Origin of the sequence: Streptomyces sp. NBC_01216, assembly GCF_035994945.1 — a bacterium.
Lineage (GTDB): Bacteria > Actinomycetota > Actinomycetes > Streptomycetales > Streptomycetaceae > Streptomyces.
On the sequence record NZ_CP108677.1, the window covers coordinates 1,524,713 to 1,539,626 of the forward strand.

Consider the following 14,914-nt stretch of genomic DNA (forward strand, 5'->3'; position numbering starts at 1 on the left):
GGGTGGGCCGGGGGGGCACCGCCCGGCCCAGGGTCACCCGACAGGCGTTCGGGCGGGGACCTCGGCGGCGGCGTGCACGGTGGGCCGGCAGTCCCGGACGTCCACGGGCCGGCCCATCGCGACGGCGATCTTCCGGTCGCCGCGGAACGGGTCGCGGCCGTGGGCGCACAGCACGTTGTCGACCAGCATCACGTCACCGGCCTGCCAGGGCTCGCGGACGGTGGCGGCGTCGTAGGCCGCGTTGAGGGCGTCCACGTCCTCCTGGGTGAGGGGCTCGCCGTCACCGAAGCCGGTGTCGAAGGGCAGGCCGTCGGGGCCGAACTCGTCGGTCATGGCCTCCCGGATGTCCGGGTCGAGCGACCCCGCGTTCCAGAACGCCAGGTGGTTGAACCAGACCTCCTCGCCGGTCCGCGGGTGGTGGAGGGTCGCCGCACGCAGCTGGCCGGTCCGCAGGTTGCCGTCCGGCAGCCACTGCCAGGAGACGGCGTTCTCCCGGCAGTAGCGCTCGACGTCGGCGCGCTCCTCGGTGCCGAAGGCGGTGCGCCAGCCGAGCGAGACGTAGTCCGAGTAGGTGCGGGTGAGCGTCCAGCCGCAGGAGCGTCCGCGCTCCACCAGGTGGCCGGGGAGCCCGGCGAGGACCTTGCGGACGTCGGCGGTCGGGGTGGCGCCGCCCTCCTCGGGTGCGGTCAGGCAGGCGAAGAGCAGCCGGCCGGGGAAGGTCAGTGTGTAGCTGTTCTCGTTGTGCATGCGGATCGCCTGGGCGGGCGGCAGGTCGGTGGACGAGAAGACGCCGTCGCCGAAGTCGCTGCGCGGGGTGGCCTTCTCGCGGTACGGGGTGGGCTCGGGGATCAGCACGTCGCGGACGGCGGCGACGTCCGCGCTCCCCGTCACCGGCAGTCCCCGGAGGAAGATCGTGCCGTGCTCGTACAGGGCGGCCGTCAGCGCGGCCTCGTGCTCCCGCAGCCACGCGCAGGCCGCGGCGAGGTCGGCCATGGGCGGCACGTGGGTGAGGGCCGGGCGGCCGGGGTTCAGTTCCCAGGTCGGCATGGCGGCACTCACCGCTGGTCGAGGGTGGCGAGCAGGCTCGCCGGGCGGATGTCGGTCCAGTTGGCCTCGATCCAGTCGAGGCACTCCTGGCGGGGGGCCTCGCCGTGGACGGTGGTCCAGCCCGCCGGAACGTCGATCCAGACCGGCCAGAGCGAGTGCTGGTTCTCGTCGTTGACCAGGACCAGGTAGCCGGCGTTGTCGTCCTCGAACGGGTTGCTCATGGTGGTCTCCGTAGGGTGGGAGGTGCTCTGGGTGTGCTTCGAAGGTAGGGGGGGCGGGCGGGCGTGAGCGGCACGAGTTCCGGCAGACGGGCGGCAGTTGCACGGCTGCCGGTGGGCGCCCGCGAGGGGCGGCGGGCGGGTCAGCGGGGGATGAGGCGCACCGGGAAGTGGTCCAGGCCGAAGTTGATGATCGAGCGGTTGTGGCGGACCGGGCCGGCCGGTTCGATGAGGGCGGCCTTCTCCAGGGCGGCCGTGTACAGGGCGCTCAGCTCGGCCTTGGCCAGCGGGGCGCCGATGCAGTAGTGGGCGCCCAGCCCGAGCGCGAGGTGCTTGTTGGGCGAGCGGTCGAGCCGGATCTCCTCGGGCCGGTCGAATGCCGCCGGGTCCCGGTCGGCGGACCAGACCCAGACGGCGACCCGGTCGCCGCGGCGGATCATCCGTCCGCCCAGTTCGCTGTCCCGGGTGGCGGTGCGCAGCGTGTGCAGACCGACCGAGGTCCAGCGCAGCAGTTCGTCGACGGCGGAGTCCATGGACACCTCGCCCCGCTGCAGCTTCCGCCACAGGTCCGGCCGTCCGACGAGGGTGTGCAGCCCCATGGCGGCCGTGTGGCGGACGGTCTGGACGCCGCCCACCACGATGTTGTCCAGGTTGAGCACCACGTCCTCGACGGGCAGGAGCCGGCCGCCGACCTTGTAGGTGGCCATCATCGAGATCAGGTCGTCGCGCGGGTCGGAGCGGCGGAGCATCACCTGGTGCAGCAGGTAGGGGATCAGCTGCTGATGTCCGGCGCGGCGTTCCTCCGGGGTGCGGCCCAGGAAGGCCACGTCGCAGACCCGGACCACCATGTCGCGGTCCTTCTCGGGGACGTCCAGCAGGTCGCACATGACCGCGAGCGGAAGCGCGGAGACCACGTCGACGAGGTCCACCTCGCCTTGCTCGACGGCCCGGTCGAAGAGCTCGGCGGCCCGTTCGGCGATCGAGCGGGCGGCGCCGCGCACGCCGCCCTTGGAGAAGAACGGGTTGGCGGGGGCGCGTAGTTCGCGGTGGCGCGGCGGGTCGGTGAGGGCCATCATCCGGCCCGATCCGACCGGTACCTTGCCCTCCCCCGAGCCGAGCAGTGAACCGGACTCCGAGCTGAAGACGGCCGCGTTGCGCAGCACCTCGGCCGACTCCCGGTAGGTGAGCACCGACCAGACGGGGCCGTCGTCGACGGTCTCGGTCCGGTGGACGGGGGCCTCGCGACGGAGCTCGTCGACCAGGGCGGGGGTGTCGGGCAGCGCCCACAGGCCCGGATCGGTGAGGTCGACGGCGGTACCGGTGGCGGCCCCCGTCGCGGCGGCGGTGGCGGCCGTGGTGGCGGTTGCGGTTGCGTTTGCGGTGGTCAGCATGGCTGCTCCGTAAGGAGAGAGGTGAGGAGGTCGACCGGGCCAGGCCGGTCGACGGTGGCGAGGAGGTGCCCGCCGGGAACCACGCGATGGCCGAACGAACCGCGGGTGTGGGCGGCCCAGCCGGTGAGTCCGGTGGTGGCGAGCATCGGATCGTCGGCCCCCGCCAGGGCGTAGAGCGCGGAACCGATCGGCGCGTGGGGCCGGTGACGGTAGGTGGCGCTGACGGCGAGATCGGCGCGGATGGCCCCGAGGGCGAGCTCGACCAGGTCCGGATCGGCCCGGACGAGCTCCTCCAGACCGGTGAGCCTGAGGAGTTCCGGTGCGTCCAGGTCCCTGGTACCCCGCTCGGTCCACTCGGCGGGACCGGGCGCGCCGGCCACGACCACCAACTCCGGACGGCGGTCGGCGGGCAGCGCGCGGGCGACCTCGTAGGCGAGCAGGGCACCGAAGCTCTGGCCGTAGAAGCCGAACCGGCCGCCGTCACCGCCGGTCAGGTGCGGGGTCAGCGCCTCGGTGACGGCGGCCACCAGGGCGTCGAACCCGGGCGGCATCGGATGCCGGCTCCGGCCGCCCCGGGCCGGCGGGCGCAGCGCCCAGACCTCGGCGACGGGAGCGAGGGCACGGGCCAGCGGGGTGTAGGCGGTGGCGTCGCCCCCGGCGTGCGGGAAGCAGAACAGGCGGTAGGGACGGTGCGGCTGGGGCGCGGGGACGAGCAGCCAGTCGCCCTCGGCCCGGGGGCGGGCGGTCCGCGCGCGCGGCGTGCCGGGCGTGGTGCTCACGGTGGTCATCGGACCGCCGCCCGGCGGGGCGTGAGGGCGGGGCGGGCGGGGGCCGGGCCGGCCTCGACGGCGCGGCGGACGGCTGCGGTGAAACCGGCCAGGTCCGCGGCGTCCAGCAGATGACGGAGCTGGAGCTCGACGTCGAGCTTGCGGCGCAACAGGTGGACGACGCGCAGGGCGGCGAGCGAGTGGCCGCCGAGGGACAGGAAGTCGTCGGTGGGCTCGACGTGGGGCACGCCGAGGACGGTGCGCCAGACCTCCGCGACCCGCTCGTCCACTCCCCCTGGCGACGCGTCCGGCTCGCCGGCCTCCCCCGGGCCGCCGGCGTCCGCCGCCGGGGCGGGCAGCGCACCGTGGTCGACCTTGCCGTTCGGGGTGAGCGGCAGCGCGTCCAGCACGGTCACGGTGGACGGCACCAGGTGGGCGGGCAGGGTGCGGCGGAGTTCGGCCGACAGGTCGGCGGCGCGGAGGTCCGCGCCGACGGCATAGCCGTCCAGTCGCCGGTCCCCTGGCGCGGCCTCGCGCACGGTGACGGCGGCGGCGGTGACCCCGGCCAGCGCGCCCAGCGCGTGCTCGACCTCGCCCAGCTCGATCCGGAAGCCGCGCAGCTTGACCTGGCGGTCCGTCCGGCCGACGTACTCCAGGAGGCCCTCGGCGGACCGGCGGGCCTGGTCGCCGGTGCGGTACATCCGGGCGCCCGCGTCCGGGCCGAACGGGTCGGCGACGAACCGCCCCGCGGTGAGCCCCGGACGGCCCGGGTAGCCGTGCGCCAGGCCGGGACCGGCCAGGTACAGCTCGCCCACGGCGCCGGCGGCCGTCACGGGGGCGAGGCGGTCGTCGAGCAGGTAGGCGCGGACCCCGGGCAGGGGCTCGCCCAGGTGTGGTCCGGGGCCGGTGATCGGGGTGGTGATCGCGTCGACGGTGCACTCGGTGGGCCCGTACAGGTTGAGCGCGTCGACACCGCCGTCGGCGAGTTCGCGCCAGGTCCGGGCGGGTACCGGCTCGCCGCCCAGGAAGAGCCGCGGGACGCGGGCGCCGGCCAGCTCCTCGCGCAGCAGCCGCCAGTGCGAGGGGGTCAGGTCGAGGTCGGTGACGGCGTGCTCGGAGAGGAGCCGGGCGAGCCGGGCCGGTTCGGCTCGCCGGGTGTCGTCGATCACCACCAGCGTGTCGCCGCGGCAGATCCGGATCCACTGCTGTACGGAGGCGTCGAAGGAGACGCTGGCGTTCCAGGCGACGACACCCGGCTCGGGGCGGTAGGCGCCGCCGCGTTCCAGGGCGGCGGCGAGGCCCGCGACGGCGCCGTGCGGGACCTCCACGCCCTTGGGGCGGCCGGTGGAGCCCGAGGTGTAGATGACGTAGGCGGAGTCCAGCGGGTGCGGGGTGAATCCGGCCTCCGGTCCGTCGGTGCCCCGGTCCTCCGGTCCGGTGGCGTCCGGGCGGAGGACGGCGACGTCTTCCGGGACGGGCGGGGCGGCGTCGGCGCTGACCACGGCGGTGAGGCGGGCGTCGGCGGCCATGAAGGCGATCCGCTCGGCCGGGTAGGCCGGGTCGAGCGGGACGTACGCGGCTCCGGCCCGCCAGGTGGCGAGGAGCGCGACCGGCAGGTCGGCGGTGCGGGCGAGGTGGACGCCGACCCGGTCGCCGCGCCGGACGCCGTGCGCCCGCAGGGCGCGGGCCAGGTCGGCGGTGCGGCGGTCCAGGGCTGCGAAGTCGAGGCTGCCGTCGGCGGCGTGCACGGCGGGCCGGCCGGGGTGGGCGGCGACGACGGCGCGCAGGCGGGCCAGCAGGTCGGCGGCGGGCCGCGGGGAAGGAGCGGACGCGGGGGTGGACGGCTCGGCACAGATGGTCATGCGGGGGCTCTCCTCGGTGTGAGAGGGGCGAGGGACGGTGGGCGGATCGCGAGGTGCGGTGGGAGATCGGTGATGGACGCCGCGTCATGGCCGGTCGGCGGATCGTGCGGCGCGGGTGGCGCGGGTGGCGCGTCGCGTCGGAGCGCGTCCGGCCGGGGGCGGTCGGGCCAAGCGGGTCGGTGGCCCCACGGGTAGGTCACACGTCGGCGGCCAGTCGGGCCAGCGCGGTCGTGTACGCCTCGATGAACTCCTCGGCGGTGGCGTCGTCGACCACGGCGCGTTGATGGTCCACGGCGAGCAGCACGCGCTGCGAGACCGGGTCCTGGATCAGCGAGGCGCCGAAGGCGAAGCTGTTGGGCTCGTGCCGCAGGGTCGGCTCGCAGCCGATTCGGCCGTCCTCGATCCGGGCCGCGCTGAGCCGGCCCAGCGCGTGGAACCGCAGGTAGCCGAACTGGCTGTCGAGCGCGGTGTCGGCCATCATCCGGGCCAGCCGGGCGAACGGCACCCGGCGGTGCGGCATGATGTCCAGTTCCTCCCGGTGCACGTGCCGGACCAGCGCGGCGAGGTCCTCGTCCGGCTCGGCGACCAGCGGGACGGTGTTGAGGAACAGGCCGTACACGTCGGTGCCGCCGAGCCGTTCCAGGCGGCCGTTCATCGCGAGACCGGTGGTGACCCGGCGGCGCCCGGTGATACTCGCGAGGGCGTGGAGATGGGCGGCGAGCGCGACCGACTTGACCGGGACGGCGAGCGCGTCGGCGACGGCGCGCAGGTGTCCGGGGGCGTCGGGAAGCACCCGCTCCACCGTGCGCGGCAGCTCGTGGACGTCCTCGCTGCCGGGCCAGAGCTGGCCGGTGGCACCTTCGAGCCTCTGGTGCCAGTACGCCAGGGAGTCCGGGTCGGCGCCGGCCGCGCGTTCGACGGCCACGAAGTCGCGGAAGGTGGTGCGTGGCGGCGGGGTGGGTGTGGAGGCCGGGTCGGCGGCGAGCGCGGTGTGGCGTTCGAGGATCTCGGTGAGCAGCGAGGTGAAGCTCCAGCCGTCGAGGATGGCGTGGTGCTCGGAGACGGTGAGCTGGAAGGCGTCGTCGGCCAGCCGCTGGACGGAGATGCGGAAGAGCGGGGGCGCGGCGAGGTCGAAGGGGTGGTCCCGGTGGTCCTCGAAGACGGTGCGCACCGTCGCGTCCTGCTCGTCCTCCGGTGTTCCGCGCAGGTCCGCGAACTCGACGGGCACCGGCAGGATGCCGTGGACCACTTGGAGCGGTTCGCCGTAGCCGGAGAGGTCGAGCCCGGTGCGCAGGACGGCGTGCCGGCTCATCGCCTCGCCGACCGAGCGGCGGAACGCGGTCTCGTCGAGGTCTCCGGTGATCCGGTAGGAGTTGACGTTGTGGTAGCTGTCGGTGCCTCCGGCGACTTCCATGTGGAAGACCATGGAGAGCTGCATCGAGACCATCGGGTAGGCGTCGGCGATGCCGGGCGGCAGCTCGGCCCGGTCCTCCTCGGCGAGGAGCGCGAACGGCCGGTCCGTGCCGGGGTCTGCTGCCACCGGGCGGGCCAGCGGCAGGAGGGCGGCGACGGTGGGCGCGTCGAAGACGTCCCGCAAGGTGACCTGCCAGCCCCGGTCGTGCAGGGCTCCGGCCAGTTGGACGGCGCGGATGGAGTCCCCGCCGAGGTGGAAGAAGTCCTCGTGGACTCCGATCCCGCCGACCCCGAGCACCTCCGTCCAGACGGCGGCGAAGAGTTCCTCCTCCGGTGTGCGCGGCTCGACGTGCCGGACGGCGGGAGCGGGCGCGGTCCGGCCGGGGGCGGGCAGCGCGGTCCGGTCGGCTTTGCCGTTGACGGTGAGCGGCAGCGCGTCGAGCACGGTGACGCTGGCCGGGATCATGTACGCGGGCAGGGTGCGGCCGAGGAAGGCCCGCAGGTCCGGGGGGCCGGCCGGGGAGCACCCCGTGACGTACGCGGCGAGCCGGTCGTCGTGCACGGTGACCACGCAGGCGTCCACCTCGGGGTGGGCGGTGGCGGCGTTCTCGATCTCGCCGAGTTCGATCCGGAAGCCGCGCAGTTTCACCTGGAAGTCCGCCCGGCCGACGTACTCCAGTCCGCCGTCCGGCAAGCGTCTCGCGACGTCGCCGGTCCGGTAGATCCGGGCGCCGGGCGGGCCGTACGGGTCGGCGGGGAACCGCTCGGCGGTGAGGCCGGGGCGGCCCCAGTATCCGTGGGCGAGGCTGCCGCCGCCGATGTACAGCTCACCGGGGACGCCGGGCGGGCAGGGGCGCAGCCAGTCGTCCAGGACGAGCGCGGTGAGGTGGGGCATGGGTGCGCCGACCAGGCTGCGTTCAAAGCCGGCGCCGCCCTCGGCGACGTCGTGGCGGGTGACGTGGACGGTGGTCTCGGTGATGCCGTAGAGGTTGCAGAGGCGGGCGGGCGGGAGTGGGTCGAGGTCGTGCCAGCGCTGGACGACGCCCGGGTCGAGCGCCTCGCCGCCCAGCATGATCCACCGGAGTGCGGGCAGGGCGCGCGGGTGCCGGCGGAGGGCCGGTTCGAGCTGGCGCAGCGCCGAGGGGGTGAGGCAGAGGTGGGTGACCCGTTCCTCGTCGAGCAGGTCGGCGAACTCGTCGGGCGAGCGGCTGGTCAGGTAGGGGACGACGACGAGGCGCGCGCCGTGCAGCAGGGCGCCCCAGAGTTCCCAGACCGTCCAGTCGAAGGCGTAGCTGTGGAACAGCGTCCAGACCGCGTCCGGGCCGAAGCCGAAGGGTTCCCGGCCGGAGTCGAGGAGGCGGCTGACGTGTTCGTGGGCGACGGCGACGCCTTTGGGCCGGCCGGTGGAGCCTGAGGTGAAGATGAGGTAGGCGAGATCGTCGGGGCGGCCGGCGGGAGCGGGCCGGCCGGGCGGGCGGGCGGCGATCTCCGCGGCACGGGCGGTGAGGTCGAGGGTCTGCCAGGGGCCGTCCGGGGTGCGGTCGAGCCGGTCGGTGAGGACCAGGGTGACGTCGGTGTCGGCGAAGACCAGGGCCGCCCGGTCCTCGGGTGCGGCGAGGTCGACCGGTACGTAGGCGGCGCCGGTCTTGAGCACGGCCAGGATCGCGGCCGGTACGGCGGCGGTGCGCTCCAGCAGCAGGCCGACCCGGTCACCGGGTCGCACCCCGCGGGCGAGCAGGGCGTGTGCCAGGCGGTTGGCCCTGCGGTCGAGTTCGGCGTAGCTGAGAGTGCCGTCCCGGTCGCTCACGGCCGGCCGGTCGCCGTGGGCGTCGACGGCCCGCTCGAAGAGGTGGTGCAGGCAGTGGCCCGGCTCGAGCCGGGCGGGTCGCGGCGGGGCCCCGGACGAGGTGAGCCGGCGGACGGTGGCGTCCGGGTCGGCGAGGGCGGCGTCCAGCAGACCGGCGTAGTCGGCGGCGAGCCGGCGTATCGTGCCGCGGTCGAAGAGGTCGCTGCTGTACTCGGCCTCTCCGCGCAGTTCGCCGCCGTCGGCGCCCTCGAAGACGGACCAGGTGAGGTCGAACTTGCTGGTGCCGTTGGAGCGGACGGCCCGTTCGGCGGTGGCGGCCCCGAGGGAGAGCGGCGTGCGGTCCTCGGTGTGGGCGCCGAACACCACCTGGACCAGCGGCGGATGCCGCGGGGTTCGAGGGGTGCCGAGGAGATCGACGAGCTGGTCGAAGGGGACGTCGAGGTAGCCGAAGGCGTCGAAGGCGACGTCCTGGAGGCCGGCGAGGAGTTCGCGGAACCCGGTACCGGGCGCGAGCCGGACACGTAGCGGCAGGAGGTTGACGAAGTAGCCCAGCAGATCGGAGAGTTCGGCCCGGGAGCGGGTGGTGACCGGGACGCCGACGAGCAGGTCGTCGGCGCCGGTCCAGCGGCCCATCAGCAGCGCGAAGGCGGCGAGCTGGACGGTGAACGGGGTGACGCCCTCCTGTTCGGCGAGTGTCCGGACGCGGGCCGCGGTGCCGGGGGCGAGGTCGAAGGGTTCGGTGGCGCCTCGTCGGCTGCGCTCGGCGGGCCGGGGCCGGTCGCCCGGCAGTTCGAGCAGGGTGGGCGCGCCGTCGAGGCTCCGCTTCCAGTGGGCGAGGTGCTCCTCGTAGGAGGTGTGCCGCTCCTCCTCGGCCCAGTCGGCGTACTGGGTGGTGAGCGCGGGGAGGACGGGGGGCCGGTTCTCGCTCGCGGCGGCGTGGAGTTCCGCGAGTTCACGCTCGAAGAGTTCGGCCGACCAGCCGTCCCAGACGATGTGGTGGACCACGAAGAGCAGCGTGGTGCGGTCGTCGGCGAGCCGGAACGCCTCGGCGCGCAGCAACGGTCCCGTGGTCAGGTCGAAGGGCCGCGCGGCCCGCTCGGTGAGCAGCCGCTCCGCCTGATCGCCGCGTTCCGGTTCGGGCAGCGCGCGGAGGTCGGTGACGGTGAGGGGCACGGCGAGGGCGCGGTGGACGTGCTGGCGCGGGCCGTCGGGGTGCAGGGCGAAGGTGGTGCGCAGTGCCTCGTGCCGGGCGACGATGCCGTCCAGCGCCCGCTGGAGCAGCGGGAGGTCGAGCGGTCCGGTGACCTCGTACGTCCAGGGGGTGGTGTAGGTGGTGTCCCGCGCGTTCCACCGGTCGAGGAACCACAGGCCGCGCTGGAGTCCGGAGACGGGCGCGGTACGGACCGGGCCGCCGATCGGGCCCGACGGCGCCCCGGCGGGCGGAGCGGCATCCGGGGACGGCGCGCGGTGTGCGGGGTCGGCCGTCCGGATGGTCGACGGCGCGGCGGACGGGTCAGCGGACGGGCTCACGGTCTCGTTCCCTTCGGTCGGGCGGGTGGGTCGGCGCGGCGGACGGCGTCTCGTCACGAGACCAGCCGTTCGGCGATGGCGCCGACGGTCCGGCCGCGGAACACCACCTGCGGCGGGACCCGGGTGCCGGTCTGCTGGGAGAGCCGCATGGCGACCCGCACGGCGGCCAGCGAGTTGCCCCCGATCCGGAAGAAGTCGGTGTCCGGGCCGAGGTCCTCGGCCCGCTCCAGAACGGCGCGGACGGCGTCGGCGACGAGCCGCTGGGCCGGGGTCAGCGGGTCGGCCGGGGCGCTCTCCCGTCGCTCGGCCGGGGCGGGCAGGGCCCGGCGGTCGACCTTGCCGTTGGGGTTGAGCGGCAGCGCGTCCAGCACGTCGAGCGTGGCGGGCACCATGTACGCGGGCAGCAGGCCGGCCAGGTGGTCGAGCAGCGTGTCCGGGTCGGGCCCCGGCGCCCCGGCGGGGGTGACGTAGGCGGCGAGCCTGCGGTCGCCCGGTGCGGGTTCGTGGAGGGTGACGGCGGCCTCCCGCACGGACGGGTGGCGGGTGAGCGCGTCCTCGATCTCTCCGGGCTCGACCCGGAAGCCGCGGATCTTCACCTGGTCGTCGATCCGGCCGGTGATCTCCAGTAGGCCCTCCGGTGTCCGGTGGCCGAGGTCGCCGGTGCGGTAGAGCCGCTCGCCGGGCGCGCCGTACGGTGAGGCGACGAACCGCTCTGCGGTCAGGCCGGGCCGTCCGAGGTATCCGAGGGCCAGACCGCCGCCTGCCGCGTACAGCTCTCCGGTACCGCCGTCCGGGACGGGGCGCAGCCGCTCGTCGAGGACGTGGACCGCCTTGCCGTGCAGCGGACGGCCGATCGGGATGGAGGTCCCGGCGGCCTCCTCCCGGGTCGCGCGGTGGCAGGTGGTGAGGCCGAGGCTCTCGACCGGGCCGTAGCCGTTGGCGACGACCAGGTCCGGATACTGGTCGAGGGCTTTGCCGACGTGGGTGACGGAGGCCCGTTCCCCCGCGGTGAAGGCCACCTTGAGGTCCTGATAGGTCTCCGGGAACTCCTCCAGCAGGAAGTTGAACAGGCTGGCGGAGAGCTGTAGCTGGGTGACGCCGTGGCGGCGGGTGAGTTCGGCGATGGACTGGGGGTCGGGCCGCCGGCCGGGCTGGAGGACGCACCGCCCGCCGAAGGCCAGCGCGCCGTACAGCTCCAGGGCGAAGGCGTCCCAGGAGACCGGGGAGCACTGGAGCCAGACCTCGCCGGGACCGAAGCGGGCGTAGCCCTGGCCGAGGTAGGTGGCGGTGAGGGCGCGGTGCGGGACGGCGACGCCCTTGGGACGGCCGGTGGAGCCGGAGGTGAACATCACGCAGGCGAGGTCGCTCCCGGTGACCGGCACGGCGGGGTCGTGGGCGGGGCGGGCCGCGACGGCGCCGGCCGCGGTGTCCAGGTCGAGGTGGCGGGCGACCGGGAACGGGGGATGGGCGTCCCGGTGGGTGACGAGCAGGGCGGCACCGGCGTCGGCGACGGCGCCGGCCAGCCGGTCGGCGGGGAAGTCCGGGTCGAGGAGGGTGTAGGCGGCGCCGGCCTTCAGCGCGGCGAGCAGGGCGACCACCAGGTCCGGTCCGCGTTCGACGAGGACGGCGACGGTGTCGCCGCGGCCGATGCCCAGCCCGCCGAAGTGGTGCGCGAGCCGGTTGGCCCGCTCGTTCAGCGCGCCGTAGTCGACACGGTCCTCGCCGGCGACCAGAGCGGGGGCCCGCGGGCTCCGGGCGGCCCGGTCCTCGAACAGCGCGTGCACGGGCGCCTCGACGGCGGCGGCGAGAGTGCCGAGCCACGCCTCGCACAGCTCCGCCATGGTGGCGGGGTCGAACAGCTCGGAGTCGTATTCGAAGCGGCCGGTGAAGTCGGTGCCCCGGTCGTCGACGGAGACCGACAGGTCGAAGCGGGACACCGGGTTGGAGTACAGCTCGCGGGTGACCTCGGTGCCGCCGACGGTCAGCGGGCGGTCGTCCAGCGGATGCAGTTCCAGCAGGACCTGGCAGAGCGGGTTGCGGTCCTCGGTCCGGTCGTCGGGGCGTTCCGCCATGACGGCGCCGGCGATGGCGTCGAACGGTGCCTCCTGGTGCCGGTAGCCGCCGATGGCCACCTCGCGGACGTGCCGGACCAGCTCGCGGAAGTCCATCCCCTCGTCGAGCCGGACGCGCAGCGGCAGCAGGTTGACGAAGTAGCCGATCAGGGAGTCGAGTTCGGTCCGGCCGCGGACGCTGACCGGCGAGCCGAGCACCAGGTCGGGCTGCCCGGTCCGCCGGTGCAGGGCGAGGGCGAGACCGGCCAGCAGCACCATGAACGGGGTCGCGTCCTCGCTGCGGGCCATCGCCCGGACCGCCTCGGCCACCGGGCGAGGCATGGTGAAGCGGTGGAACGCGCCCCGGAAGGACTGCAGTTCGGGCCGGGGCCGGTCGGTGGGGAGCGCGGGCTCGGCGGGGGCGTCGCGGAGGTGCTCGCGCCAGTAGTCGAGGTGCCGCTCGGCGGTGCCGTCCGCGCGCTGCCAGGAGCTGTAGTCGGCGTACTGGACGGGGAGTTCGGGCAGCTCCGCGGGGCGTCCGGTGGCCAGGGACTCGTACAGAGCGGCGAGTTCACTCTCGAGGACGGGGAGCGATCCCTCGTCCCAGACGATGTGGTGGCAGAGCAGCAGCAGGGTGGACGTCCCGCCGGTGCGGTAGAGATGGGCGCGGAGCAGCGGGCCGGTCTCCAGGTCGAAGGGCACCAGGGCGGCCTCGGCGAGCAGGCCGTCCAGGGCGGCGGTGGTGGCCTCCTGGACGGTGAACGGCAGGTCGGCGGAGGGGTGGATCACCTGCCGGGGGCCGTCCTCGCCCAGTTCGAAGGTGGTGCGAAGCACTTCGTGCCGGGCGACGACGCCGGCCAGGGCCCGGCGGAGCAGGTCCGGGTCGACCGGCCCCTCGAAGCGGAACACCCAGGGCACGATGTAGGTCGGCGCGCCCGGGTTCCACTGGTCCAGGAACCAGAGCCCGCGCTGGAAGTCGGCGAGCGGCGCCTCGGTCGCACCGGTCCGGAGCAGTGCCGGGCGCTCGCCGCCGTCCGAGGCCGTGGTGACCGCGGCGGCGAACTCGGCGAGGGTCGGCGCGTCGAAGATGGTGTACGGGGAGATCATGCCGAACACGTCGAAGACCCGGCCGACCACCCGCACGGCGGTGAGGGAGTCGCCGCCGAGGTGGAAGAAGTTGTCGTCGGCGCCGACCTCGGGCACGCCGAGCACGTCCGCCCAGACCGCGGCGATCAGCTGCTCGGCGGGGGTGCGCGGTGCCCTGCGGCCGGCGGCCGGGGTGGCGGGCGCGGCCTGGGGTACGGGCAGTGCCGCGCGGTCCACCTTGCCGCCCGCGGTCAGGGGGAAGGCGCCCAGCGCGGTGACGGTCGCCGGGACCATGTGCTCGGGGAGCGAGCCGGCCAGCTGGGCGCGGAGGGCGGTGGTGTCCGGAGCGGCGCCGGTCACATAGGCGGCGAGCCGGCCCTCGTGGGCCACGACGACGGCCCCGGCGACGCCCGGCCGGGCCGCCAGCACCTGTTCGATCTCGCCGGGCTCGACCCGGAAGCCGCGGATCTTCACCTGGTGGTCGGTACGGCCGATGAACTCCAGCGCGGCATGGGCGCCGGAGCGCCGGACCACGTCACCGGTGCGGTACATCCGGGCACCGGGCTCCGGGGCGTAGGGGTCCGCGACGAAGCGGCCCGCCGTCGGACCCGGCCGGCCGTGGTAGCCGGAGGCCAGCAGCGGTCCGCCGATGTAGAGTTCGCCGGCCGTGCCCGGCTCGACCGGCCGCAGCCGGTCGTCCAGGACGTACACGCGGCGGTCGCCGAGGGGGTGTCCGACCGGGACGGTGGCGCACTCCCCCGCCGTGGGGCCCGCCGCCTCGTGGACGGTGGCCGTGACGACGGTCTCGGTCGGCCCGTAGGCGTTGAGCAGCGGCACCCCGGTTGCGGTCGACCAGCCGGCCGCGGTGTCCGGGTGCAGCCGGTCGCTGCCGGAGATCATCAGACGGAGGGAGCGGGGGCCAGGGCCGCCCTCGCGCAGCGCGGCCACCACCTCCTGGAAGTAGCCGGCGGCGAGATTGGCCACGGTGACGCCTTCGGCGTCCAGCAGCTCCAGCAGGGCCGCGGGGGCGAGCAGGGGTCGCTCGGGGACCACCACGCAGGCTCCGGCCGACAGGGCGGTGAGCACCTGTTCGACGGCCACGTCCACGGTCGGGCGGGCGAGGTGCAGCACCACGTCGCCCGCGGTGAGGCCGAAACGCTCGACGGCGGCGGCCAGGTGGCCGGTCAGCGCGGCGAGGGGCACATGGACGCCCTTGGGGTGGCCGGTGGTGCCGGAGGTGTAGATGAGGTATCCGGCGGTGGACCCGCCGCCGTGCGGCGGGCTCGCCGGTCCTTCCTGGCCGGCCGGGCGGCCGGCGTCGAGCAGCACTCCGTCGGTGTACGCCAGCGTGGCGCCGGCGTCCTCGCGGATCCAGCGGTTGCGCTCCTCGGGCGCCTCCCGGTCCAGCGGCAGGTAGGTGGCGCCGGCTCGGAGAGCGGCGAGCAGGCCGACCACGTGATCGAGCCGGTCCCGGCCGGTGACCGCCACCGTCCGCCCGGGGGCGATACGGGCGGCGAGGGCGCCACTCAGCTCGTCCAGTTCCCGGTAGACGACGGTCCGGGCTCCCAGTCGTAGGGCCGGGCGGTCCGGGTAACGGCGTGCGACGGATACGAAGGGGAAACCGTGAGATTCCATCATCCAACCCCGATGAATTTAACGACGCTGCGGGCATTGACCCTGACGATAGGGTGGCTTTTCCGGGGCGATCGGCAGAATGCACGGAAGACGATCGGCAGTTACAA

At 74.9% G+C, this 14,914-nt stretch carries 7 protein-coding genes; all 7 read right to left on the reverse strand.

The window, feature by feature from the left end; genetic code table 11:
• Positions 1-33 precede the first annotated feature (33 nt).
• The 7 genes from OG393_RS06445 to OG393_RS06475 all read right to left on the reverse strand — a co-directional run bounded on the left by OG393_RS06445 (position 34) and on the right by OG393_RS06475 (position 14,807).
• Complete coding sequence (locus tag OG393_RS06445; RefSeq protein WP_327373655.1) at positions 34-1,047, reverse strand: TauD/TfdA family dioxygenase; 1,014 nt, start codon at positions 1,045-1,047, stop codon at positions 34-36.
• Positions 1,048-1,055: 8 nt separating this feature from the next.
• Positions 1,056-1,268, reverse strand: coding sequence for an MbtH family protein (locus OG393_RS06450; RefSeq protein WP_128984835.1), 213 nt, complete (start codon positions 1,266-1,268; stop codon positions 1,056-1,058).
• A gap of 140 nt (positions 1,269-1,408) precedes the next feature.
• Positions 1,409-2,656: a cytochrome P450 gene (locus OG393_RS06455; protein WP_327373658.1), complete on the reverse strand. Its 1,248-nt coding sequence runs from the start codon at positions 2,654-2,656 to the stop codon at positions 1,409-1,411.
• Entirely contained in the window at positions 2,650-3,435 is a 786-nt protein-coding gene (locus OG393_RS06460; protein WP_327373659.1) for a thioesterase II family protein, read from the reverse strand. The genes OG393_RS06455 and OG393_RS06460 overlap by 7 nt, the downstream gene beginning before the upstream one ends.
• A gap of 5 nt (positions 3,436-3,440) precedes the next feature.
• Complete coding sequence (locus tag OG393_RS06465; protein ID WP_327373660.1) at positions 3,441-5,285, reverse strand: non-ribosomal peptide synthetase; 1,845 nt, start codon at positions 5,283-5,285, stop codon at positions 3,441-3,443.
• A gap of 196 nt (positions 5,286-5,481) precedes the next feature.
• Positions 5,482-10,035 carry a non-ribosomal peptide synthetase gene (locus OG393_RS06470; protein WP_327373661.1) on the reverse strand — a complete coding sequence of 1,518 codons (4,554 nt, stop codon included), beginning with the start codon at positions 10,033-10,035 and terminating at the stop codon, positions 5,482-5,484.
• A 53-nt stretch (positions 10,036-10,088) separates the two neighbouring features.
• A complete protein-coding gene (locus OG393_RS06475) occupies positions 10,089-14,807 on the reverse strand; it encodes an amino acid adenylation domain-containing protein (protein ID WP_442817406.1) in 4,719 nt (1,572 codons plus the stop codon).
• Positions 14,808-14,914: the final 107 nt, after the last annotated feature.

Coding starts and splice junctions, on each gene's coding strand:
- OG393_RS06445 (WP_327373655.1), bottom strand. CDS start 1,047: ATGCCGACCTGGGAACTGAACCCCGGCCGCCCGGCCCTCACCCACGTG.
- OG393_RS06450 (WP_128984835.1), bottom strand. CDS start 1,268: ATGAGCAACCCGTTCGAGGACGACAACGCCGGCTACCTGGTCCTGGTC.
- OG393_RS06455 (WP_327373658.1), bottom strand. CDS start 2,656: ATGCTGACCACCGCAAACGCAACCGCAACCGCCACCACGGCCGCCACC.
- OG393_RS06465 (WP_327373660.1), bottom strand. CDS start 5,285: ATGACCATCTGTGCCGAGCCGTCCACCCCCGCGTCCGCTCCTTCCCCG.
- OG393_RS06475 (WP_442817406.1), bottom strand. CDS start 14,807: ATGGAATCTCACGGTTTCCCCTTCGTATCCGTCGCACGCCGTTACCCG.